20 protein-coding genes are annotated in these 22,711 nt (G+C 61.8%); 7 read left to right on the forward strand and 13 right to left on the reverse strand.

Features of this window, described 5'->3' with window-relative positions; genetic code table 11:
- Positions 1-2: 2 nt before the first annotated feature.
- The 7 genes from ccmB to yajC form a co-directional block, all read right to left on the reverse strand.
- Complete coding sequence (gene ccmB / locus AB9K34_RS22280; protein WP_369956822.1) at positions 3-659, reverse strand: heme exporter protein CcmB; 657 nt, start codon at positions 657-659, stop codon at positions 3-5.
- Positions 656-1,270 carry a heme ABC exporter ATP-binding protein CcmA gene (gene ccmA, locus AB9K34_RS22285; RefSeq protein ID WP_369956824.1) on the reverse strand — a complete coding sequence of 205 codons (615 nt, stop codon included), beginning with the start codon at positions 1,268-1,270 and terminating at the stop codon, positions 656-658. Before ccmA ends, ccmB begins: the two co-directional genes overlap by 4 nt.
- A 37-nt stretch (positions 1,271-1,307) precedes the next feature.
- Positions 1,308-1,661 (reverse strand): Mth938-like domain-containing protein, encoded by a 354-nt coding sequence (locus AB9K34_RS22290; RefSeq protein WP_369956825.1) that lies wholly within the window; start codon positions 1,659-1,661, stop codon positions 1,308-1,310.
- A gap of 1 nt (position 1,662) precedes the next feature.
- Positions 1,663-2,418 (reverse strand): TSUP family transporter, encoded by a 756-nt coding sequence (locus AB9K34_RS22295; protein WP_369956827.1) that lies wholly within the window; start codon positions 2,416-2,418, stop codon positions 1,663-1,665.
- 134 nt (positions 2,419-2,552) lie between these two features.
- The gene (gene secF / locus AB9K34_RS22300; RefSeq protein WP_369956828.1) at positions 2,553-3,521 is read right to left on the reverse strand and encodes a protein translocase subunit SecF; all 969 of its coding nucleotides are present in this window, start codon (positions 3,519-3,521) and stop codon (positions 2,553-2,555) included.
- 1 nt (position 3,522) lies between these two features.
- Positions 3,523-5,184 (reverse strand): protein translocase subunit SecD, encoded by a 1,662-nt coding sequence (gene secD / locus AB9K34_RS22305; RefSeq protein ID WP_369956829.1) that lies wholly within the window; start codon positions 5,182-5,184, stop codon positions 3,523-3,525.
- Between the two features lie 33 nt (positions 5,185-5,217).
- The gene (yajC, locus tag AB9K34_RS22310) at positions 5,218-5,502 is read right to left on the reverse strand and encodes a preprotein translocase subunit YajC (protein ID WP_369956830.1); all 285 of its coding nucleotides are present in this window, start codon (positions 5,500-5,502) and stop codon (positions 5,218-5,220) included.
- A gap of 182 nt (positions 5,503-5,684) precedes the next feature.
- Here yajC and AB9K34_RS22315 point away from each other — a divergent pair, with 182 nt between their 5' ends.
- From AB9K34_RS22315 to AB9K34_RS22330, 4 genes are all read left to right on the forward strand, one after another.
- On the forward strand, positions 5,685-6,365 hold the full coding sequence (locus AB9K34_RS22315; protein WP_369956832.1) for a hypothetical protein: 681 nt from the start codon (positions 5,685-5,687) through the stop codon (positions 6,363-6,365).
- Between the two features lie 20 nt (positions 6,366-6,385).
- Positions 6,386-6,790 (forward strand): pentapeptide repeat-containing protein, encoded by a 405-nt coding sequence (locus AB9K34_RS22320; protein WP_369956834.1) that lies wholly within the window; start codon positions 6,386-6,388, stop codon positions 6,788-6,790.
- 398 nt (positions 6,791-7,188) lie between these two features.
- On the forward strand, positions 7,189-8,481 hold the full coding sequence (gene serS / locus AB9K34_RS22325) for a serine--tRNA ligase (RefSeq protein ID WP_369956835.1): 1,293 nt from the start codon (positions 7,189-7,191) through the stop codon (positions 8,479-8,481).
- Positions 8,478-9,194 (forward strand): hypothetical protein, encoded by a 717-nt coding sequence (locus tag AB9K34_RS22330; protein ID WP_369956837.1) that lies wholly within the window; start codon positions 8,478-8,480, stop codon positions 9,192-9,194. Before serS ends, AB9K34_RS22330 begins: the two co-directional genes overlap by 4 nt.
- Positions 9,195-9,230: 36 nt before the next feature.
- On the opposite strand, the gene AB9K34_RS22335 is transcribed toward AB9K34_RS22330, so the two are convergent.
- Entirely contained in the window at positions 9,231-9,614 is a 384-nt protein-coding gene (locus AB9K34_RS22335) for a nuclear transport factor 2 family protein (RefSeq protein WP_369956838.1), read from the reverse strand.
- 26 nt (positions 9,615-9,640) lie between these two features.
- Positions 9,641-10,636: a fatty acid desaturase gene (locus AB9K34_RS22340; protein WP_369956839.1), complete on the reverse strand. Its 996-nt coding sequence runs from the start codon at positions 10,634-10,636 to the stop codon at positions 9,641-9,643.
- A 483-nt stretch (positions 10,637-11,119) separates the two neighbouring features.
- Here AB9K34_RS22340 and AB9K34_RS22345 point away from each other — a divergent pair, with 483 nt between their 5' ends.
- Positions 11,120-12,268 (forward strand): Hint domain-containing protein, encoded by a 1,149-nt coding sequence (locus AB9K34_RS22345; protein WP_369956840.1) that lies wholly within the window; start codon positions 11,120-11,122, stop codon positions 12,266-12,268.
- Positions 12,269-12,456: 188 nt separating this feature from the next.
- Here the strand turns inward: AB9K34_RS22345 and AB9K34_RS22350 are convergent, their stop codons facing one another.
- The 4 genes from AB9K34_RS22350 to AB9K34_RS22365 form a co-directional block, all read right to left on the reverse strand.
- Positions 12,457-13,584: a DUF2235 domain-containing protein gene (locus tag AB9K34_RS22350; protein ID WP_369956841.1), complete on the reverse strand. Its 1,128-nt coding sequence runs from the start codon at positions 13,582-13,584 to the stop codon at positions 12,457-12,459.
- A 165-nt stretch (positions 13,585-13,749) separates the two neighbouring features.
- Positions 13,750-15,204 carry a ribosome biogenesis GTPase Der gene (der, locus tag AB9K34_RS22355; protein WP_369956843.1) on the reverse strand — a complete coding sequence of 485 codons (1,455 nt, stop codon included), beginning with the start codon at positions 15,202-15,204 and terminating at the stop codon, positions 13,750-13,752.
- A 50-nt stretch (positions 15,205-15,254) separates the two neighbouring features.
- A complete protein-coding gene (locus AB9K34_RS22360) occupies positions 15,255-16,589 on the reverse strand; it encodes a PQQ-binding-like beta-propeller repeat protein (protein ID WP_369956844.1) in 1,335 nt (444 codons plus the stop codon).
- Between the two features lie 51 nt (positions 16,590-16,640).
- The gene (locus AB9K34_RS22365; protein ID WP_369956846.1) at positions 16,641-17,312 is read right to left on the reverse strand and encodes a tetratricopeptide repeat protein; all 672 of its coding nucleotides are present in this window, start codon (positions 17,310-17,312) and stop codon (positions 16,641-16,643) included.
- 277 nt (positions 17,313-17,589) lie between these two features.
- Between AB9K34_RS22365 and AB9K34_RS22370 the strand changes: the two genes are divergently transcribed.
- Both AB9K34_RS22370 and AB9K34_RS22375 read left to right on the forward strand, forming a co-directional pair.
- Complete coding sequence (locus tag AB9K34_RS22370) at positions 17,590-18,816, forward strand: efflux RND transporter periplasmic adaptor subunit (RefSeq protein ID WP_369956848.1); 1,227 nt, start codon at positions 17,590-17,592, stop codon at positions 18,814-18,816.
- Positions 18,813-22,634: an efflux RND transporter permease subunit gene (locus AB9K34_RS22375; RefSeq protein ID WP_369956849.1), complete on the forward strand. Its 3,822-nt coding sequence runs from the start codon at positions 18,813-18,815 to the stop codon at positions 22,632-22,634. Before AB9K34_RS22370 ends, AB9K34_RS22375 begins: the two co-directional genes overlap by 4 nt.
- The last annotated feature ends 77 nt before the right edge of the window (positions 22,635-22,711 follow it).

Consider the following 22,711-nt stretch of genomic DNA (forward strand, 5'->3'; position numbering starts at 1 on the left):
GGTCAACGCAAATTGACGCGCAGCACCGCCGCGCTGGCGAAAGGGAGCAAGGCCACCGTTGCCGCAGTGATCCCCGCAAGCAGCAGCAGCGGCGTCGATGTCTCCATACCAACCGCACCGCGCCGCGCAACCTCGGCCCCGAAAATCAGCGTGGGCACATAGAGCGGCAGCACCAGCAGCGACAGCAAAAGCCCTCCGCGCTTGAGCCCGACCGTCAGTGCCGCGCCAAAGGTTCCGATGACCGACAGTGCCGGCGTCCCCGTCAGCAACGAGATCACCAGCCACGGAAATCCGGGCAGCGGCAGGTTCAGGAGCACCCCCAAAACCGGCGCGGCCAGCACCAGCGGCAATCCGGTGGTGATCCAGTGCGCCAGCGCCTTGACCGTGACCACCGCTTCGAGCGGCAACGGCGCCGTGGCCAGCAGGTCGAGCGATCCGTCTTCCCAATCCAGCGCCAGCAGCCGGTCAAGCGACAAGAGACAAGCCAGCAGCGCGCCCAGCCACAACACGCCCGGCGCGATGGTCGCCAGCAACGAGGATTGCGGCCCGACACTGAAGGGAACGAGCACCGTGACGATCAGGAAAAACGCCAGCCCCAGCCCAAAGCCGCCCCCGGCGCGAAAGGCCAGTTTCAGGTCGCGGAGCAACAGGGCGATCACAGGAAATCTCCGTCAAAATCATCGACTGGGCGCGGCGTCGCCTTGAACATCGCAAGATCGAGCGTCCCGGCATCAAGCCCCAGATCAATATGCGTCGCGATCAGGGCACTGCCGCCCTGCTGCAGATGACCCCGCACGGCAGCGGCGAACATCGCGACCGCCGCCACATCCAGCGAGACGGTCGGTTCATCCAGGACCCAGACCGGTCGCCCGGTGACCAGCAGACGCGACAGGCCAAGCCGCCGCTTCTGCCCGGCCGAGAGGTTGCCCGCATGACGCTCGGCGAGGTCGTCGAGGTCAAACGCGCGCAACGCATCCCCGATTCCACCGGCACCGAACACGCTTGCCCAGAAGGTGAGATTTTCGCGTACCGTCAGGGTCGGCTTGATCCCGTCCGAATGCCCCGCATAGGCGATGCGATCCTCCGCGCCGTCGATCTGCCCCGCCAATGGCGGCTGCAGCCCTGCAATCGTTCGCAAAAGCGTCGTCTTGCCAATTCCGTTCGGTCCGCGCAGCACCAGCGCCTGACCGGGCGCAAGCGCAAACCGCACGCCCTGCAGAACAGGTACGCCGCCGCGGGTTATGGACAGGTCCGAAACAGACAGGGTCATGAAGGGCGAATAACCGATTGACCGGTGGCAAAAAAGCCTAAACCGGCAACAATGCCAGGGCGATACGCCGCCCCTCGGCCAGCAGCACGTTGTAGGTTCGGCAGGCCGCAGGCGAATTCATCACTTCGACACCGATGCCGGCGCCTTCGAGCGCCGTGCGCAAGGCAGGCGGGAGATGGGAAATTTCAGCGCCCATGCCGACAAGCAGGACATCGATCGTGCCGGACAGGGCCAGCAGGGGCGCGGTTTCATCTAGCCCGGACCACGCGGTCGTTCCGTCCGGCCCGGTCAGTACCGCGCCCTCATGGACCGTTCCGCCGATGCGGAAAAATCCCGGACCGTACCCATCGACCGGGATCGCGTTGTTATAGGTGATCTCGTTCAGCCGCATGTCAGTGTCCCATCCCCCAAATCGGCAGCCCCGCCACCGCCGCCGCAAAGATCAGCGCATAGGCAACGCCACGATACAGCCTTTCATAACCCGGAATGAATAGCCTGCTGCCCAGTATGTTGCCCGCCATCGCCGGAATCGCAAGTGCCAGCCCGGTCAGCACCGGTTCGGTCGCAAGACGCCCGGCGATCAGCATCATCGTCAGAATCGCGCAATCATAGAAGAACAGGAAGAATGTGGTATTCGCGCGGATCACGCGTGTCGGGTGCGGGCTCGCCATGTAGGCAAAGATCACCGGAGGCCCCGGAATGCCCGCAATTCCTCCGAGGAACCCCGCCGCCGCGCCGGTGCCGAACACCGCACGGGGCCGCAATGCACCCGCGTAACGCCAGCCGAACATCAGCACGCAAAGCATGGTCAGGGACACGACAGACACGAAAGTGCGAAACACGCCGGGATCGAGCACGAACAACGCCGCCAGCCCGACGGGAAGCGCGAGCACCGCGCCCAGCATCAGCCGCGTCAGGTCGGCGCGATGGGTATCGGGGGCTGCGCGCCGCAGCATCGGCAATGGCCCGAGCACATCCATCGTCACCAGCGTGATGATCGCCGAAACCGGGTCAAGCACGATGCCCGCGATCGGCAAATAGATCAGCGCGGTGCCAAAGCCCGCAAACCCGCGCACCATGCCCGCCGTCATCGCGGCACAGGCGAGCAGCAGAAAATCGGGTGTCAGAAGCGAAGCGAGCATGTCCATTCGCAGAAGTCTGCACGCAACATGCCGTAATGATTAGGGCCAGATACCAATGCCCGTGGCACCAGCGTCTAGCCCGATTGTCCGGCGCGTATTCAACCACTGTTCAGCCCGATCCCGACACAGGCGATGCACGGTCAGGCATCGACATTGGCAAACTGGTTGCCCGAGGTGTTGTTCGGTTTCGTCCAGTCGCGTTTGACCCCGAGATAGAGCAGCACAGCCGATGCCACGAAGATCGACGAATAGGTCCCCACGACCACGCCCCAGATCATCGCAAAGACAAAGCCCCGGATCACGTCGCCGCCCAGAATGAACAGCGATACAAGCGCCAGAAGCGTGGTGATCGACGTCATGAATGTGCGCGAGAGGGTCTCGTTGATCGACAGGTTCAGCACCTCGGCGAGTGACTTCTTCTTGTATTTTCGAAGATTCTCCCGCACCCGGTCGAATACCACCACGGTGTCGTTCAGCGAATAGCCGACAATGGTCAGCAAGGCGGCGATGATCGCGAGGTCGAACTTGATCTGCACCTCGGAGAATATGCCGATTGTCAGGATCACGTCATGTATCAGGGCAACGACGGCCCCCAGGGCAAACTGCCATTCGAACCTCAGCCAGATATAGATCAGCACCGCACCGATCGCGAGCGCCACCGCCATGACGGCGGTCTGGATCAGTTCGCCCGACACTTTCGGGCCAACGGATTCGACCGAGACAAACCTGATATCCGGTGCGACCGACGCCAGCGCGGCTTCGACCTCTGCAATGGTTTCGGCGGTCGCCGCCTCCTGGTCGTCCTGGGCCTGAATGCGGATCATCGCAATGTTTTCGTCATCGCCAAAGGCCGGATCGAACACCTCGCTGATCAGCACATCGCCGATGTCGAGCCCGGCCAGCGCATCACGATAGAGCCCGACATCCACGGGTTGCGCGCTTTCCGTGCGGATCGTCGTGCCGCCCCGGAAATCGATCCCGTAATTCAGCCCGCGGACCATGAACGACCCAAAGGCCAGGAGCACCAGCACCGCAGAAATACCCAGCCACAATTTCCAGCGGCTGAAGAAATCGAACGAGGTCTGCTCGGGTACAATTTTCAGGCGCATGTCAAACCTCGATGGTCTTGGGGCGACGTCGGTCATACCACGTCACGATGATGAGCCGCGTGACATAGATCGCGGTGAACACCGATGTCAGGATGCCCAGCCCCAGGGTGATGGCGAACCCGCGCACCGGCCCCGACCCCATCGCGAACAGGATCACGGCCGTGATGAACGTGGTGATGTTGGCGTCCAGAATCGCGCTCAGCGCCTTTTCATAACCCAGTTCGATGGCACGGGCAGGCCCGCGCGATGTCTTGAGCTCTTCGCGGATACGTTCGAAAACCAGAACATTCGCGTCCACCGCCATACCAACGGTCAGAACGATCCCCGCAATCCCCGGCAGGGTCAGCGTGGCACCGATCAGCGACAGCAGCCCGAAGATCAGGCCGATGTTCAGGATCAGGGCGATGTTGGCGAACATACCAAACAATCCATAGCTCAGCCACATGAAGATCAGTACGGCGGCAAAGGCGACGATCGTGGCCACCTTGCCCGCGTCGATACTGTCCTGCCCGAGCTCGGGACCGATGGTCCGCTCTTCGAGAAATTCGAGTTCCGCCGGCAAGGCCCCCGCGCGCAGAAGCACCGCGAGGTTGGTGCTTTCCTCGACCGTGAAATTGCCGGTGATGATCCCCGAACCGCCCGGAATATGGCTCTGGATCACCGGCGCGCTGATCACCTCGTCATCAAGCACGATGGCAAAGGGGCTGCCGATGTTTTCCAGCGTATAGTCGCCGAACTTGCGCGCGCCCGAGGTGTTGAACCGGAAATTCACCGCGGGCCGGCCATTCTGGTCAAAGGCGGGCTGCGCATCGACCAGTTCCTCACCGGTGACGACCGGCGCGGCCTCGAGCGTATAGAACACGCCCGGTTCATCCAGCGACGGAACAATGACATTGCCGACGCCGGGATTGGCATTGGCGTCGCTGCCACGTCCGATCACCGGCTGAAACGTCAGCTGCGCGGTGGTCCCGATGATGTCCTTGAGCTCCGATGCGCTGCCGATGCCCGGCACCTGGATCAGGATACGGTCCGATCCCTGACGCTGGATCGTCGGCTCCCGGGTACCGACCTCGTCGATCCGGCGGCGGATGATCTCGAGCGACTGGCGCACGGTGCGATCGTCACTGGCGAGCTTTTCCGCCTCCGACAGGGTCACGATCAGAACGTCGCCCTCGCCGCGCACTTCGATATCGTTGGCTCCGACACCTGTCAGCGTCTGGATCGGACGGGCCAGTTCACGCACCACCTCGAGCGCACGGGGCATGCCCTCGGGCTGGCTGATCTTGACCCGAATCTCCTGCGGATCGGAGGGTTGCAGACGGATTGTGCCGATTGTCGTGCGTTCCGGCCGCAAGGTGTCGCGGATTTCCGGCCACATGGCCTGCATCCGGCTTTCATAAACATCCTCGACCTTGACCTCGGCCAGCAGATGCGCCCCGCCCCGCAGGTCGAGCCCCAGATTGACCAGCGCGCTCGGCATCCAGCCGGGCCACAGCGCGGCCTGATCCTCCAGCGCCTGTGTCTGGCCCTGCACGTCCATCGCCGCCAGCGCGTCGTTATGCGTCTCGACCCGCGTGTAGAACGCGTTGGGCAGCGCCAGCCACAGACCGGCCGCGCAGACCGCCCAGATCAGCACCTTCTTCCACAATTCGAATTGCAGCATGACCCTGCCTTTTCCGAGGGGTGAAACGCGAACCTAGTTCGCGGGCTCGGTCTTGCTTATGACATTGGCGATGGTCGACTTGACGACACGCACCTTGACGTTCTCGGCCAGCTCGACCTCGACCTCGTTGTCGTCCTTGACCTTGACCACCTTGCCGATCAGCCCGCCCTGGGTGATGATCTGGTCGCCCCGGCGGACGGCCTCGACCATGGCCTGATGCTGTTTGACCTTTTTCTGCTGCGGACGGATCAGCAGGAAATACATGATCGCAAAGATCAGAATGAGCGGGAGAAACTGGGCGAGTGCGCCACCATCCATGAGATGTTCCTTTGATTGAAGGGCGGACCCCGGCCCGCGATGTCGGCGGAACCTATGCGCAGCGGCTGGGCATTGCAAGGTAGGAAGCAAGCCGAATTTCATACGATGGATCTTTGGTAACAAGCGGGCTTGGCAGGGATGCGGCAGGGCGGCATGGTGACGTTGCACAATCAGGAGGTGAAATGGAGAAGACGACGCTGAACATCAGCCCGGACCTGTTCTGGGGGCTAATCGTCTTGGTCGGCATTCTTGTACTGACCGTCCTCGTCAACTGGCTAATGACCATCGAAGCCGATTCAGTCCGAAACGACAGGATCACGGTGAGAGAAGCGTTGGGAATGCCACGGCTGAACCTGACGCTATTCTTGTTCGCATCGGGCTTTTGGACAGTGATCGTCCTGTCGCTGACGGCCGGGCTGCTTTGGGTGATCTGGCAGGTGATCCTATCGGCGACACCGCAAGACCGAGGCGAAATCTCGGATTGGCGATTTCTGTTGGCGCAGATCGTCGCACTGACCGGGGTTCTGGGTGCGGCGATTGCGCTGCCCTTCACGCTGATGCGAATTGATTTCACACGCCGACAAACGAAGGCGGCGGAACAAGGTTTGATCACCGATCGGATCAGCAAATCTATCGACCAACTGGGGCACGAAAACACCGCGGTGCGCATGGGTGCGATTCATTCTCTTGAGAGAATAATGATCGATTCAGATGTTGACCATGTTATGGTAATGAGAACGTTGAATGCTTATCTCAAGTACAGACAAGCAGACAAGTCCGAGGAGTATGACGGAGACGTGCCGGAGTTGGATATTGATATACAAGCTGCTTTGGACGTTATACTGCGCTGGAGGTCGGAGTGATCAGATCGGGTGCGGAAAAAATGGCATTTACGCTGGATGTCGGTGCTGCCAGGCTTGCCCGTGCAAATCTGGAGAATGCTGATCTGAGCCATGCAAAAGCCGATGGTGTCGATTTCCGGCTTGCCAACCTGAAATACGCCAAGATGAATTCAACGCGGCTCAAGAGGGCGAACCTCTCGGGTGCAGACCTGTCAGGAGCCGATCTGACAAATGCCGATCTCGAAGATGCCAACTTGTCAGGGTGCAGATTGTTCGATGTGGTCTTTGACGGGGCAAACCTTCGTGGTGCAAATCTGACCGAAACGGAGGGGCTAAGCACCACTGCATTGAAATCCGCCACGGGGGACCGCACAACGCGACTTCCTGCGGGCATGAAACGGCCAGCAACCTGGGATGTGCCATCGCACTTGGGGGCAGCATACTAGCCGAGAAGTCTAGAGAGTTCTGCCGGGAATGCAGTATTCTTTCTTGTTCGTTCCCATTGAGATTTAGCGCCAGCTTCCTTTTCAAGAGGTTTCTTTCGCGGCTCTGAAGCGGGCCGCCAGTCTCTCATCTTAAAATCCGGTGAACTCGAAATCCGATCTGCCGATCCGTGTGCCAAGCTGGGCATGATACTCGAAAGTGGAAAAGTTGGACGCGATCAGTGTTGGCCCAGAGGAACAGTTTCAGTCCTTGGCCACACAGAGTGCTGGCGACGTGAATGTCGCCTTACGGCGAGGTCGGACGGGGCGCTTAAACGTCAACTTTGCAAAGGGGACTCTACCGTTACCGGGATTGTTGAGGCATAACGCATCAAACGACTCGCAGGATCAAGGACAGACCCATGCACGACATCCGCGCCATTCGCGAAAATCCCGAGGCTCTTGACGCGGCGCTTGCGCGGCGGGGAGATGCGCCGGTGTCGGCGGCATTGCTCGAACTTGACGCCGCGCGGCGGAGCAAGATTCAGGCCAGCGAGGCGGCGCAGGCCGAGCAGAACAAGGCGTCCAAGCTGGTCGGTGCGGCCAAGGCCAAGGGCGATGAGGCCGAGTTCGAACGGCTGCGCGCGCTGGTCGCCGAGAAAAAGGCCGAGGTGGCCGCGATGCAGGCCGAGGCCAAGGAGCTGGATGCGCAGTTGGCCGATCAGCTGGCCCGGATCGCCAACACCCCGGCGGACGACGTGCCGGACGGGACGGATGAAAACGACAATGTCGAGGTGAACCGCTGGGGCGAACCGCGCAGCTTCGATTTTGCGCCCAAGGAGCATTTCGAGATCGCGGGCGTCGCCGCATCGATGGATTTCGAGCTTGCCGCCAAGATTTCCGGCAGCCGCTTTGTGATGCTCAAGGGGGCGGTCGCGCGGATTCACCGCGCATTGGCCCAGTTCATGATCGACACCCATGTGGACGAGAACGCGCTGACCGAGATGAACTCGCCCGTGCTGGTGCGCGACGAGGCAATGTACGGCACCGACAAGCTGCCGAAATTCGGCGAGGACAGCTATCAGACCACCAATGGCTGGTGGCTGGTGCCCACGTCCGAGGTGCCGCTGACCTATACGGTCGCGGATGAGATACTCGACGCAAACGTCCTGCCGATCCGGATGACCGCGCATACCCTGTGTTTCCGCAGCGAAGCCGGAAGCGCCGGCAAGGATACGGCGGGGATGTTGCGCCAGCACCAGTTCGAAAAGGTCGAGATGGTGTCGGTGACGCACCCCGACGACAGCGATGCCGAGCAGAAGCGCATGCTGCGCTGTGCCGAGGATCTGCTGGAACGGTTGGGGGTGCCCTATCGCACGGTGATCCTGTGCACGGGCGATATGGGCTTTGGCGCGCGGCGCACCTATGACATCGAGGCATGGTTGCCCGGTCAGAATGCCTATCGCGAGATTTCGTCGGTATCGACCACCGGTGATTTCCAGGCGCGTCGCATGAACGCACGGTTCCGTCCCGAAGGCGGCGGCAAGCCCGAGTTCCTGCACACGCTCAACGGGTCCGGGCTGGCGGTGGGGCGCTGCCTGATCGCGGTGCTTGAGAACGGCCAGCAGGCGGATGGGTCGGTGGAGTTGCCCGACGTGCTTGCGCCCTATCTGGGCGGTCGCCGCCGGCTCTCTGCAGACGGTGTGCTGACGTGATAAAACGCCTCTCATTGCTGCCTGCGGTACTGGTCGCCGCAACGACGCTGGCGTTCGTCACCTCGCCCCTGCTGGTGCCGGATTTCGGCGGCTTCGATCCCGACCTGTTCCCGGTGCCGCAGCGCGACGCCCCGGTTCAGCCCGCGGGATATGCCTTTGCCATCTGGGGCGTGATCTATCTCTGGCTGCTGGTCAGCGCCGGTTTCGGATTGTTCGCGCGGGCGCGTGCGGCCGACTGGATGCCCATGCGCCCTGCCCTCGCCCTGTCGGTCGGAATTGGCGCCGCCTGGTTGCCGGTGGCGATGGTCAGCCCGCTCGGCGCGACCGCGCTGATCTGGATCATGTGGGCGACGGCGATGGTTGCCTTGCTGCGCACGCCGGAACATGACCGGTTGCTCGCACGCGCCCCTGTCGGGCTCTACGCCGGTTGGCTGACCGCGGCCAGTTGCGTATCGGTCGGTCTGGTTCTGGCGGGATACGGGATCACGGGACAGACGACTGCGGCGATCCTCGCCCTGCTGCTGGCGCTTGCGCTGTCTGTGGCGACCCTTCGATTTGCCGGGAATTTCCCCGAATTCGGATTTTCCGTGGTCTGGGCGCTGATCGCGATCACGGTTGCGGGCTGGGACGATGCGACCGTGGTGACATGGCTGGCGGCGACCGGAGCGGGGCTCGTTGCGGGCGTGACCCTGGCGGCGTCACGGCGCGCATAGCACCCAGAGCGCCGGCAGGAGCTTGCCAGAGGAACGTCAGAACAACCCGTTGTCGTTCTGCGATGCCTCGCCGATGACTTGCAACACGTCCCAGTGTTCAACGATCTTGCCCTGCGGATCGAACCGGAAAATATCCATTCCGGCATAGTCGTCACTGCCCGGCCAGGTTTGATGACAATGCAGCACAACGAGATCATTTTCCGCCACCGTCCGGACAAAGCGCACGTGCTTGCCCGGATATTCGGCGGCCATGTGCTCGAAATAGTCGATGAACGCCGCCTTGCCATCCGCCACATGCGGGTTGTGCTGGATATAGACCGCGCCCACATACCGCTCGATCGCCTCGCGCGGTTTGCATTGGTTGAACATCAGATCGTAAAAGGCGATCGCATTGGCCGTATTGGTGTCGTGCTGTGTCAAGTCGATCGATCCCTTGTACGCGCCGCTCAGCCGGTGGCCGAATCCGCAGCCCGGCCGGCCCGTTGATCGGCCGGCGGGAACGGCACCAGACGGCCCTGCTCCTCATCCCACAGTTTGAGGTTCAGCGCCGCAACAGCTTCGAGAAACCCGATACGACGCGGGGCGACATCGTCGGGCAGGCTGTAGTGACAGGCACGCAAGCGGTAGGACGGGATCCGGGAATTCAGGTGATGAATGTCGTGCAGGGTGATGCAGGCGACCGCATGATCGAACCACGCCCCGAAATCAAGACAGGATGACCCCTGGATGGCGGCAATCTGCGGATCGAGATCCGGACGGCGATCCCAGTAGGTGTCCTCGAAATTGTGCTGAAGATAGACAAGGAAAACGCCCAGCATTCCGCCCAGCATCGAGGCCGCAAAGTAGATACCAAGCCCGTGCCAGCCCGCGAGCAGGTAGATCAGTCCGACCCATGCCAGAACCGCGACATTGTGCAGAACCACCCCTTTCCAGCCAAATCGCATGGTGTTCTTGGGCCAGCGATAGCGGATGAAATAGGTAAACAGAGCGCCCGCCGGCACCAGGATGAACGGATTGCGATACAGCCGGTATTGCAGCCGCGTCCAGACCCCCGCCTCATTCCACTCGCGCAGGGTCATGGTGTGAATCTCGCCGGTTTCGCGATGATCCAGATTGCCCACCCCGGCATGGTGCAGGTTGTGATTCTGTTTCATCACCTCGAACGGCGCGAAGGTAAAGGGCGACAGAACATGGCCCGCCAGTTCATTCTGCGCGCGTGTCGCAAACAGCGAGTGATGCCCCGTGTCATGTTGCAGCACATACAGGCGCACCGCCGAGAACGCATGCACGATCATCGCCGGGATCAGGATGTACCAATGACCGGACTGGCTGATCGCCAGCCAGAGCGAGGTGAAATAGACCGCGAACGTGCCAAAGAAGCTGAGACTCGCGATACGGTTGTCCTTGTCGCAGTATTTCCGCGTGTGTTCTCGCAAATTCATGTCATCTACCCGAGACGTGACGATAGGCCGTTTGCACGGCAAAACGACGGGAGTCGCTGATCTATTCCTGTCAATATTCGCGCCGATCTTCAATGGTATAGCGCGTTTTGCGATTGAATTGTCATATCGGGTATCGTCTAACGCGTTCAAACACTTGATTTCAGGCCCCATTGGATGATGCAGGCTTGCCTCGGATCGCATTTCCACGTCAGAATCGGCATTGGCGGAAATTGGCCGAGCTTGGGTGCTGTCCGATCGGTCATTCCGGACGTTCGCATATTTGCGCCTTGCTCGCCCTTACGTTGAAACCGGTTTTCCGATGCGTCACCCTGCCCGCTTCATGGACAATTGACCCGTCAAGCCCATCGCTGCGGTCGGTCCGGCCCGTGTCTTTCCGGTTGAGACAAAAGGCGCACTTCACAGGATGGCCACATTCGCTCAGTATTTAATCAATATCGAATATATGGAATTTGAATAACGCTCATGGCATTCATTTCTGAACTCAACTTCAGAGGCGGCGGAGGTGTTGGTGGCGGCGAATACGTCGAAGTCGTGCTTGGTCCAGATGAAGATCCGGCTGATTTTGTTGTTAGCGTTTACCGGCATACCGGGGTGCTGCACACAAATGCGGGAATTCCCGGTGGCGAAGTCACACTTTCCAGCCTGACCGGCACGCCCGATCCAAACAATGCGTTTTACACAATTTACGTTATTCCCGTCGGCTTGAAGAGCAGCACCAGCGATTTCAATGAAGGCAGTGGAATTGCCCTGACCGACACCTCCCCAGATGGGGGTGTTCTGGACTTTTTCAGTCCCGCCTCATTGCCCCCGATCGTCCCCACCCAAGGGGCCGCCGCAGACGCGACATCCACGGCCATGATGGACTTTAGGGATCTTGCACCCGGAGAGAGCTATCAATGGGACATCCTGGGGAACCTGACGATCAATACCCTGACCCCCGGCGATGCGGTTCTTTGCCTGACTGAAACCTGCAACGTCGAAACCATACGTGGCAAGGTTCCGGCCCACGAACTTGAAATCGGCGATCTGGTCTGGACGCTGGACAATGGCTATCAACCCGTTCTCTGGATCGGCGAGCGCCAGGTCACTCCCGCGGAGCTGGTCAGGAACCCAAATCAATTGCCGATCCGGATTGGCGCGAATGCGCTTGCACCAGACAGTCCGAAATCAGACGTTACCCTCTCTCCGCAGCACCGTGTTGTCGTTCGTTCAATCGTGGCCAGGCGCATGTTCGACAACGAAGAAGTTCTTGTCGCCGCCAGAAAGCTGTGTGCTGTTGACGGTATCGCCGCCGACGCGCCCCGGGACGCTGTCACTTATATCCATCTCTTGTTTGAAAATCACGAAATCCTGGAGGTCGACGGGATGCATGTCGAAAGCATGCTCCTTTGCAGCTTTTCGCGGGATCATCTCAGGCAAGGCCTGTTCAGAGACCGTGAAGGAATGCCCATTCCGGAAAAATACCGCTCATTCGATCAACAACCGGCACGCCCCGTTGCAGAGGGAAAGAAAGCAAAGCGCCTGATTGAAAGATTGCTCAAGAGCCCGCATTTCATTCAGGAAGAGCGAAACCAGCCAGAGGCAGCTGAACTGGAAAGCCACGTCAGTTGATTGAAATGACGGCTCGGGTCCGGATAAGCTGTTTTTCGGAATGACTGCGAAATATGCGGAATTGCCTGAGATCCGCGTATTGGCAGGTTTCCCGACCGACCGGCACGGCAAAAACCGGCTGGGTTGGCATGCGCTACGACGGGCAGTCAAAAAGTCTGATCCGAATACCGGAAAAGCGGTAATTCGGGTCAGTACAGGTCTGGGAACAGGCGCTTCAGACTCTGGGGGCGATAGCCGTTCATCGCATCCAGACGTTGCTTTACCGTCGGCGATGCATCCGCGAGTTTCTCCGGCCCGTTCCGCCAGACCAGCAGATCGGGCGAGATATTGTAGATCGGCGACGGGTCTCGCAGGACCGCAACATCATCAACCGGGTTCGGCGGAACAGCAGGAATATTGGCATCCGCGCGCAGGGTGAGACCCGCCTTCTGCGCCCCCTCGGCAATCCACTGCAAGGTGATCGCGGAGAGGCTCGCGCTGTCACCTGTGCCGCCGATGATACCATGATCGCCGACGAACCAGAGTTGCTGAAATGGCCGGTTGTCCGAGGTATCGCCCTTGTTCAGCCCCGGGCCGGACTCGCTGTCATCCAGATTATTCCACGGCGAAGGCTCGAACAGGGCCCGCCTCTCGTCCAATGCCAGCGCATGCCGCGCACTCTTCACCATGCTGGACAGATCGGTGTCGTGAAAGGCGTAGCGCCGGTTCCAGAGGCTCGCGATCCCGCCGAGCAGGGCCAGGGGAATGCCCAGCGAGCCAACCGTATCCCAGACGCCGATATAGCTGATCCTGACCACGGCAGAGCCGTCATTGCGCGCGACGCGTTCCGCTTCGGACGTGGCAAAACGCGGCGATATCTGCTTGCGTCTGGCCATGACGCCCGGCGAATCCGGGCGATTATCGTCTCCCGCGCTCTTGTAGAGCTTGAACGCAGCGCTCAGTGCGGGGCCGCTGTAATCCTCGAGAATGCCGCATTTTCGAATCATACCGGCCAGCGACCGGGCGGTATATGCGCCGCGCGAGAACCCGAATATCAGCAATTCGTCGCCCGGTTCATAGACCTTGCAGACATAGGCGTAGGCCTGCTTGATATTTCGGTCGAGCCCCCAACCGAACGCGCCGCCACCGGTCCGGTTCAGCAGCCCGCCGAAGAACCCGGCATTCGATGTTTCAGTGCCCACCCCGGGAAAGTAATGGGCAATCTGAACGTCCAGCTTCTGGTCAACCGCATTGTAGAGGTTGACCACGTGGGTCCAGTCCAGCCGGCTCGGAGAATTCCAGGTTCCGTCGCAAAAAACCGCTATCCGCTTCATCATGAAAAACCTTTGTTAAATACATGGAAAATACCACGTATTCGGTCCTTCGACAATGAAAACGCTCAACCCCTGCGTTCATTTCGAGCGCGCAGCTAGCCTCTGCCTGTCATCTTTATTCGTGCCTCGCCACGATATGTGCGACCACCTGTCTTGTCCGTCAGCGCATCAGGCCTTGCGGCCCGAAATATGCTTGCGCAGCTTGCTCGGACCGCTCTTTTTGCGCCCCTTGTACGGGTTCTGATCGCTCTGACCCCGCATATGCAGACGGATCGGCGTGCCCGGCATGTCGAAATCCTCGCGCAGACCGTTCACGAGATAGCGCGAATAGCTGGCAGGCATCTTGTCGGGGTGTGAGCACATCACCACAAAACCCGGTGGCCGCGTCTTGGCCTGGGTCATGTAGCGCAGCTTGATCCGCTTGCCCTGGGGGGCCGGTGGCGGGTGTTGTTCGAGCATGCCCGCAAGCCAGCGGTTCAGCGCAGCGGTCGGCACGCGACGGTTCCAGACCTCATGCGCGCGCAGGATCGCGGCATGCAACCGGTCCAGCCCCCTGCCCGTCAGCGCGCTGACGGTGACCAGCGGCGCACCGCGCAATTGCGGCAACAGGCGTTCGAACGCCTCTCGCAGATCGCGCAGCTTTTCCTGCTTGTTCTCTTCTGCGTCCCATTTGTTTACGGCAACAACGACGGCCCGGCCTTCGCGTTCGGCAAGGTCGGCAATGCGCAAGTCCTGCTGTTCGAACGGGATCTGCGCGTCCAGCAACACAACCACGATCTCCGCGAACTTGACCGCCCTCAGCCCGTCGCTGACCGAGAGTTTCTCGAGCTTCTCCTGCACCTTCGCCTTTTTGCGCATACCGGCGGTGTCAAAGATGCGCATCGGCGTCCCGGCCCATTCGGTGGTCAGCGAAATCGCGTCGCGGGTGATTCCCGCCTCCGGACCGGTCAACAGCCGGTCTTCTCCGAGAATGCGGTTGATGAGGGTCGATTTGCCCGCGTTCGGTCTCCCGACCACCGCAACCTGCAACGGCTTGTCCATCGTCGGGACCGGCACCGCCATGTCATCGCCGGCCTCATCGAGCTCGACATCCGTGACCGGCGCCTCGGCCGCGGCACGTGCGGCAAACCCATCCGCCAGCGGCATCAGCTGCGCATATAGATCGTTGAGTCCCTCGTTGTGTTCCGCCGACATCCGAATCGGTTCACCAAGGCCAAGCGCATAGGCCTCGATCACCCCGGCATCCGCAGCCGCACCTTCTGCCTTGTTCGCGGCGAGGATGACATGTGCGCTGCGTTTTCGCAGGATTTCGGCAAAGACCTGATCCGTCGGCGTGACCCCGGTGCGCGCGTCGATCATAAACAGGCAGATGTCGGCCATGTCCACCGCCCGTTCCGTCAGGCGTCGCATCCGCCCCTGCAGGCTGTCATCCGTCGCGTCCTCAAGCCCTGCGGTATCGATCACCGTGAACCGCAGATCACCCAGCCGCGCCTCGCCTTCGCGCAGATCGCGCGTGACGCCCGGCGTGTCGTCAACCAGCGCGAGACGCTTGCCCACAAGGCGGTTGAACAATGTGGACTTGCCCACATTCGGGCGGCCCACGATGGCGAGGGTGAAGGACATGATTTCTGCTTTCGATCCGGATCAGATGCGCCCTTTAACGCATCCGGCGCTCAACGGAAAGCGTGCAGTTCACCATCGCCGCCCATCACGTAGAGCGTGCGGTTCGCCACCACCGGCGAACTGCTCGCGCCTCCGGGCACCGGAACCGACGCGGTCAGCACCCCGTTGTCAGGGCTGAAAAAGCGCAACTGACCGTCGGAAGACGCAACGATGATGCGCCCGCCCGCCAGGACCGGGCCGTAATTGGCAAAGCTTGCCCCCCGTTTGCGGGGCTTGTCCTTGACGAAATTGGGCAGATCCACGGCCCAGATCACGCCGCCATCGGCCGCGTTGATCCGCACCAGCTTGTTCTGGTCGGTGACCGAGAAGATACTGTCTCCGGCCGGCCAGACCGGCCCGAGCGCGCCCTCGCGCGCCGTCCAGATACGCTCGCCATCCGCAACGTCGAGTGCGACGATGCGACCGGAATGGTTGCCCGCATAAACTCGGTTTCCGACCACGACCGGTCCGCCCGTCACATCTCCGATCTTGGAGATCGCGCGGCCCGTGCGCTGACCGGCCACCGTTGCGTTCCAGCGCCGGATACCTCCGCGACGGAAGGCCGCCACGATGTCACCCGACCCGAAACCGAACACCACGAAATCGTCCGCGAGAACCGGCGACGGCGCGCCCAGCACATTGGTGACACTCGGGCTGGCCTCGATCTGCCAGGCGACGCGTCCGTCCGACGCCTTGATCGCCCAGGCGATGTTGTCCCCCGCGACGAGATACACCAGCCCGTCCCGCACGAGCGGCATGCCACTGCCGGTCGAGTCCAGTTTCTGAATCCAGCGCGTTGCCCCCGTACGGGCATCCAGCGCCGCCAGCCGTCCGAATCCCGATGATACGTATAGCGTGCCGTTGTCATAGGCCATGCCGCCGCCAGTTGCCTGACCTTCCTTGTCGCTGGACGGAATCAGGTCCGTACTCCAGACCACCCCGCCGGTCGGAGCAACCGCGGAAACGCGGGCACCGCTGTCGAGCGTATAGATCAGCCCGCCGCCAACGATGGGCGATGCGGTGATGCGCTGCTTGCGACTGTTGCCGGAACCGACCGAGGTCGACCAGACGCGCTGGGGCGCGGCGCGCAATGCGGCATTTGCGGTGCGATAGGCCGGCGTGCCAAAGGATTGCGCCCACGAGGCGTTGACCGATTGCGACGGCAGCCGGATCGGCCGGCTTTCATTGACGACCGTGGCTGCGGTCGCCACCGCATCGTCCCCGAGCGGGCGGATATCCTCGCGCTGTCCGGGAAGAATCTGTTCCTTTTCGGAACAGGCGGTTGCGGTCATCAGCAAAACGCCCAGCAGGGCCAACCCGGAACGGGATGCTCGAAACGGTGCCATCTTAAAATCCCTGCCTGTCTTTCCCTTGCTGTGCCCGGACGCCAAAAGCGATCACCCCTGGATACGGGATGGGACCTGCGGTGTCGCGCCAAGCGCCACCATCAACTGAGAGACCCGCTGTTGCAAGTCCGGGGTGGCCTCGGCGTCGTCTAGAATGGCCTGAAGCCGCGTCACCGCAGCATCGGTATCGTCCTCGGACACCTCGATCAGCGCCAATTGTTCCTCGGCCAGCAGTCGCAACGGCGCGCCCGGCTGCGCGAGCGCCTCGAACTGCACCCGGCGCTCGGCGGCGGGCATGGTGTCGGCCTGCATGGTCAGCGCCTTGAAACTGGCAATCTGGCGGTAGACCTCGGCAAGATCGACATTTGTCGCGATCCGGTTCAGCCGCGCCACGGCCTCTGCGGTGTCGCCCGCATTCGCCTCTGCCGCCGCGATCAGGAAATCGACCACCGCCGCGCCGCCGGGGGTATCCGCCGTGACCTCTTTCATCGCAGCCGCGCGTTCGGCGGGATCATTGGCCGCCAGCGCCGCGATGATCCCGTCGCCCAATGCCTCGGCAGAAGCGCGCTCCTGCGACTTGCGGTATTCGTTCCACGCCGCGCCACCGACAATCAGCAAGATCAGCGCAATTGCAATCCAGCCATAGCGACGGAACATCAGGAACAACCTGTCGCGGCGTACCTCTTCTGTCACTTCTTCGATGAAACTGTCGCTGTCGCTCATGCCTTGCCCTGTCTTAGGCCCTGTTGTCCGGCCCGGTGATACCCCGTTTGCGGGGCCTTGTTCCGCCCGGATATCGGGCAACGGCCCCCTCTTATCCTGCATACCGCTACAAGCCAAGTGGCCGCTGTGACGCAAATCTGCCGCGCACCGTGCATCCTGTGAAAAAAATTTGATCTGAACTGGTTAGTTTAGTAGTAAAAGCGCCTATATGCCAGAAAGCCCATTCGTTCCGGGTGTTTTGATTTTGGCCAATTCAATTGAAGTGGAAAGAGGCAAGATGCGTTTGATCCCCGTCATCACCGCCATCCTCGTGACGCTTGGGCTTTATGCGATCGTGTTCGAACGCGAGGCACTGTTTGCATTTGCGAGGGGCAACGATGCCACCGAGACGGCGCAGTCGGGTGATGACTCTACCGTCGCCGACGCAGCGGACGCGGTTGGCGTCGTGGTTCTGCGCAGCATGGCGCAGCAGATCGACAGTTCGGTGATCCTGCGTGGCCAGACGGCCGCCGACCGTCAGGTCGAGGTTCGCGCCGAAACATCGGCGACCGTGGTCTCCAATCCGCTGCCCAAGGGCACGTTCGTGCAGGCTTCGGATATTCTGTGTCAGCTTGACGTGGGCACCCGCGAAGCCAGCCTGGCCGAGGCGCGGGCGCGCCTGAGCGAAGCAAAGGCCCGCCAACCGGAGACCGAAGCCCGTCTGGCCGAAGCCGAGGCGCTTTTGTCAGAGGCACTGATCAACAACAACGCGGCGGACAAACTGTCCAAGGGCGGTTACGCGTCGGAAACCCGGCTCGCCTCGACCCAAGCCGCCGTCCGCTCCGCCGAGGCCGGGCTCGCGGCGGCAAGGTCCGGGCTGGAAACCACCCAGGCCGGCATCCAGAGCGCCGCGGCCGCCGTTGCCGCGGCCGAGCGCGAAATCGACCGCCTGACCATCCGCGCGCCGTTTGACGGGCTGCTGGAATCCGATACCGCAGAACTGGGCAGCCTGATGCAGGCCGGCAGCCTGTGCGCGACAGTGATCCAGCTCGACCCGATCAAGCTGGTCGGGTACGTGCCCGAGGCCGATGTCAATCGCATCGAGCTCGGAGCACTGGCGGGCGCGGAACTGACCGACGGGCGGCGCGTGCAGGGCACGGTGGAGTTCATCAGCCGTTCCGCCGACCCAACGACACGTACCTTCGAGGTCGAGATCACGGCGCCCAATCCGGACATGTCCATCCGCGACGGCCAGACCGCCGCGATCGCCATTTCGGCGGACGGAACCTCGGCGCATCGCTTGCCCGCCTCGGCGCTGACTCTGAACAATGACGGGCAACTGGGCGTGCGCATCGTATTGGCGGACAACACGGTCGATTTCCGCCCGGTTCGTCTGTTGCGCGACGAGGTCGATGGAATCTGGGTCAGCGGACTCGAGGATGAAACCGACGTGATCGTCGTCGGCCAGGACTTTGTGACCGAGGGCGTTCTCGTGAAACCCGCCTATCGGGAGACGGCGCAATGAGGGGAATCGTCACCTGGGCCTCTGAACGGGCCCGCATGGTGCTGGCCTTTATCGCGCTGTCGTTGATCATCGGCGGATTTGCCTATGCCAACCTGCCCAAGGAAGGCGAGCCCGATATCGAGATTCCCGCGCTCTTCGTCTCGGTGCAGTTTCCCGGCATTTCGGCGGAAGACGCCGAAAGCCTGCTGGTCAAGCCGATGGAAACCGAGCTGGCCGATCTCGATGGGCTCGACAAGATGTCGGCCACCGCCGCCGAAGGCTATGCGGGCGTGGCGCTGGAGTTCGACTTTGGCTGGGACAAGACCGCGATCATGGCCGACGTGCGCGACGCGATGATTTCGGCACAGGCCGAATTCCCCGACGGCGCCGAACAATACAGCATCACCGAGATCAATTTTTCGGAATTCCCCATCGTCATCGTCAACCTGACGGGCGCGGTTCCGGAACGGACAATGGCACGCATTGCCAAATCTTTACAGGACGATCTTGAAGCTCTGGATGCGGTTCTCGAAGCCGGTATTGCCGGCAATCGCGACGAGATGCTCGAAGTCGTGATCGATCCGCTGCGGCTGGAATCTTACAACATCACCGCGCTCGAACTGATCAACGTGGTGCAGAACAACAACCAGCTGATCGCGGCCGGTGAAGTGGAAACCGCCGAGGGCAAGTTCAGCGTCAAGATCCCGTCGAGCTTTGACGAACCGCGCGATGTCTATAACCTTCCGATCAAGACCAACGGCGACCGCGTGGTGACCCTGGGTGAACTGGCCGAGATCAATTTCACCTTCGAGGACCGCGAGGGAACCGCCCGCTTCAATGGCGAAAGCACGGTTGCCCTGCAGGTGGTCAAGCGCAAGGGCTTCAATCTGATCGACACGGTTGCGCTGGTCAAGGAAACGCTGGCGCAGAGCGAGGCAAAGTGGCCGCCCGAATTGCAGGCCGTGGTGCAGGTCGGCACCAGCAATGATCAGAGCCGCGTCGTCGGCTCGATGGTCAGCCAATTGGAAGGCTCGGTGCTGACGGCGGTGGCGCTGGTGATGATCGTGGTCCTGAGCGCGCTCGGAAGCCGGGCGGCGCTGCTCGTGGGGTTCGCGATCCCGACCTCGTTCCTGCTGTGTTTCATGTTCCTGGCCATCATGGGCGTGACGATCTCGAACATCGTGATGTTCGGGCTGATCCTCGCGGTCGGCATGCTGGTTGATGGCGCCATCGTCGTCGTTGAATATGCCGACAAGCGGATCAAGGAAGGTGTTGGCCCGATGCACGCCTATGTCGAGGCGGCGCAGCGGATGTTCTGGCCCATCGTCTCGTCGACGGCGACGACGCTCTGTGCGTTTCTGCCGATGCTGTTCTGGCCCGGCGTGCCCGGAGAATTCATGGGGATGCTGCCGGTCACACTGATCTTCGTGCTGTCCGCATCGCTGATCGTCGCATTGGTCTATCTGCCGGTCATGGGGGGCGTCACCGGACGGATGAGCCGCCTTTTCGGCCGCATCTCGGATACTTTGCGCGCCCGCCTGCCCTGGGTCGTGCGTGCGGCGATGGTGCCGGTGGCGATGTACACGATGTTCATCGGGATGATGCAGGTGCTGAACCCCGCCTACCTGCTGCCTGCGGGAACCGATGGCATGGCGGGCTTGCTCTTTGGTGCGCTGGTGTTCCTGTTCGGGGCGTTCGCGGCCTCTGTCACCCTTGGGGCCACCCGCATCGAACGGCCACCGCGCACGGTACGGTCAGGCCACCGCCTGACCGTCTTTGGCCGTTTCATCAAACTCATCGCCGGCAATCCGATCATGCCGATCGTCGCCATCGCATCGGTCTTTGCCGCCGTGTTCTATGTCGCGGTCGTGCTGTTCCCCGCCAACTCGCGCGGCGTAGAGTTCTTTGTCGAATCCGAACCGGAACAGGCCAGCGTCTTCGTGCGCGCGCGTGGCAACCTCTCGCTGCAGGAAACCGACGAGATGGTACGCCAGGTCGAAGAGGTGATCCGCGCCCATCCAGCGGTGATCAACGTCTTTGCCTTTGCAGGCAGCGGCGGGCTCAACACCGCCGGCCCCGGACAACAAGGCCCGCAGGACACCGTCGGTCAGGTCCAGTTCGAGATCATCCCGTGGGAAGACCGCCCCACCGCCCGCGAAAGCTGGTTCTTTGGCAAGCTGGAACGCGACGTGACCGCGCCCGATTATGACGGCGATTTCGTGATCGACCAGTTGAACGCCGAACTGGCGAAAATTCCCGGATTCGAGGCAGAGATCCTGCCGCTGGAACAGGGTCCGGGTTCGGGCAAACCGATCCATCTGCGCCTGAAGGGCGACGATTGGGCCGATCTGACCGCCGCCACCAAGACCGCGCGCGCCTATTTCGACACCCTGCCCGGCCTGATCAAGGTCGAGGATACGCTGCCCCTGCCGGGGATCGACTGGCAAATCGATGTCGATGTCGAAAAGGCCGGACGCTATGGCGCGGATGTGGCCACGGTCGGCGGCATGGTGCAACTGGTCACACGCGGCATCCTGCTCGACACCATGCGGGTCGACAGCAGCGACGAAGAGATCGAAATCCGCGTGCGCCTGCCAGAACAGGACCGGGTGCTGAGCACACTGGATTCGATGAAGGTGCGCACCGCCGACGGTCTGGTGCCGCTGAGCAACTTCGTGAACAGGAAACCGGTTGCGAAGCTGGCCGAAATCAACCGCGTCGACCAGCAGCGCATCTTTGACGTCAAGGCCGATGTGGGCAGCGCCCTGTTCAAGGTGGTGGCCCGCGATGCCGACACCGGCGGCGAAGATCGCCGCGCGCTGGTGCGGGCGCTGGACGGCGGCATGATCTCGGAAGGCGCGACGCTGGAAAACGCATCCGGGGATCGGTTCGAGATCGTGCAACTGGGCGACGGTGTGCGCGTTGACGACCTGCGCAGCGCGGTGACCTCGGGCGACGTGCAATTCGTGCCCGTGAATGCCAATGAACGCATCGCCGTAATCACCGAATGGCTTGGAACCAACCCGCTTCCCGCCAGTATCGACTGGGAATGGACCGGCGATCAGGAGGAACAGGAGGAATCCAGCACCTTCCTTCAGAACGCGTTCCTCGGTGCCCTGGGCCTGATGTTCATCATCCTGCTTGCGCAGTTCAACAGCTTCTACAACTCGGTGCTGGTGCTGATGGCGGTGGTCATGTCGACCACGGGGGTTCTGATCGGGATGATGGTGATGCAGCAGCCGTTCTCGATCATCATGACCGGCACCGGCATCGTCGCGCTCGCCGGGATCGTGGTGAACAACAATATCGTGCTGATCGACACCTATCAGGAATTCAGCCAGTACATGCCGCGCATCGAGGCTATCATCCGCACCGCCGAAGCGCGTATCCGGCCCGTTTTGCTGACGACAATCACCACGATGGCGGGTCTGGCACCGATGATGTTCGGTCTGAGCCTTGATTTCATCAATGGCGGCTACTCGATCAACAGCCCGACCGCGCTGTGGTGGAAGCAACTGGCAACTGCGGTGGTATTCGGCCTCGGGATTGCAACGTTTCTGACGCTGATCGTCACGCCGTCGTTCCTGGCCCTGCGCGTGTGGTTCTCGACCTATGCGTCCTGGATCGGCCACCTGCTGGTGCGGATCACCGGCGGCACGGAGACCGAGACCGCCCGCGACATGCGACTGGATCGCGCCGCGCGCAAGATCCGGCTGGACGAAATCATCTGGGACGAGGTCGCCGACCCCGACGCCACACCACAGGGGCCTGTCAAACCGTCAGAGGAAACCCGAACGCCGGCGTCGAGCGACACACCGCCCCTGCGCGCCGCTGAATAGGGGCGCTCTCGCGTGTCACGAACAGGCGCGACGCGATTGGCCCGGGGGTTGATCGGGGATCAACCCGGCGCCGTCGC

Source organism: Sedimentitalea sp. XS_ASV28, from assembly GCF_041224545.1.
In the GTDB taxonomy this organism is placed as follows: domain Bacteria; phylum Pseudomonadota; class Alphaproteobacteria; order Rhodobacterales; family Rhodobacteraceae; genus Sedimentitalea.

Bases quoted from the DNA above. Each gene is read 5' to 3' on its own strand.
- serS (WP_369956835.1), top strand. From the start codon at position 7,189: ATGCACGACATCCGCGCCATTCGCGAAAATCCCGAGGCTCTTGACGCG.
- der (WP_369956843.1), bottom strand. From the start codon at position 15,204: ATGTCCTTCACCCTCGCCATCGTGGGCCGCCCGAATGTGGGCAAGTCC.
- AB9K34_RS22315 (WP_369956832.1), top strand. From the start codon at position 5,685: ATGGAGAAGACGACGCTGAACATCAGCCCGGACCTGTTCTGGGGGCTA.
- AB9K34_RS22350 (WP_369956841.1), bottom strand. From the start codon at position 13,584: ATGATGAAGCGGATAGCGGTTTTTTGCGACGGAACCTGGAATTCTCCG.
- AB9K34_RS22370 (WP_369956848.1), top strand. From the start codon at position 17,590: ATGCGTTTGATCCCCGTCATCACCGCCATCCTCGTGACGCTTGGGCTT.
- AB9K34_RS22290 (WP_369956825.1), bottom strand. From the start codon at position 1,661: ATGCGGCTGAACGAGATCACCTATAACAACGCGATCCCGGTCGATGGG.
- ccmA (WP_369956824.1), bottom strand. From the start codon at position 1,270: ATGACCCTGTCTGTTTCGGACCTGTCCATAACCCGCGGCGGCGTACCT.
- AB9K34_RS22365 (WP_369956846.1), bottom strand. From the start codon at position 17,312: ATGAGCGACAGCGACAGTTTCATCGAAGAAGTGACAGAAGAGGTACGC.
- AB9K34_RS22345 (WP_369956840.1), top strand. From the start codon at position 11,120: ATGGCATTCATTTCTGAACTCAACTTCAGAGGCGGCGGAGGTGTTGGT.
- AB9K34_RS22360 (WP_369956844.1), bottom strand. From the start codon at position 16,589: ATGGCACCGTTTCGAGCATCCCGTTCCGGGTTGGCCCTGCTGGGCGTT.
- secD (WP_369956829.1), bottom strand. From the start codon at position 5,184: ATGCTGCAATTCGAATTGTGGAAGAAGGTGCTGATCTGGGCGGTCTGC.
- yajC (WP_369956830.1), bottom strand. From the start codon at position 5,502: ATGGATGGTGGCGCACTCGCCCAGTTTCTCCCGCTCATTCTGATCTTT.
- secF (WP_369956828.1), bottom strand. From the start codon at position 3,521: ATGCGCCTGAAAATTGTACCCGAGCAGACCTCGTTCGATTTCTTCAGC.
- AB9K34_RS22320 (WP_369956834.1), top strand. From the start codon at position 6,386: ATGGCATTTACGCTGGATGTCGGTGCTGCCAGGCTTGCCCGTGCAAAT.
- AB9K34_RS22340 (WP_369956839.1), bottom strand. From the start codon at position 10,636: ATGAATTTGCGAGAACACACGCGGAAATACTGCGACAAGGACAACCGT.
- AB9K34_RS22375 (WP_369956849.1), top strand. From the start codon at position 18,813: ATGAGGGGAATCGTCACCTGGGCCTCTGAACGGGCCCGCATGGTGCTG.
- AB9K34_RS22295 (WP_369956827.1), bottom strand. From the start codon at position 2,418: ATGGACATGCTCGCTTCGCTTCTGACACCCGATTTTCTGCTGCTCGCC.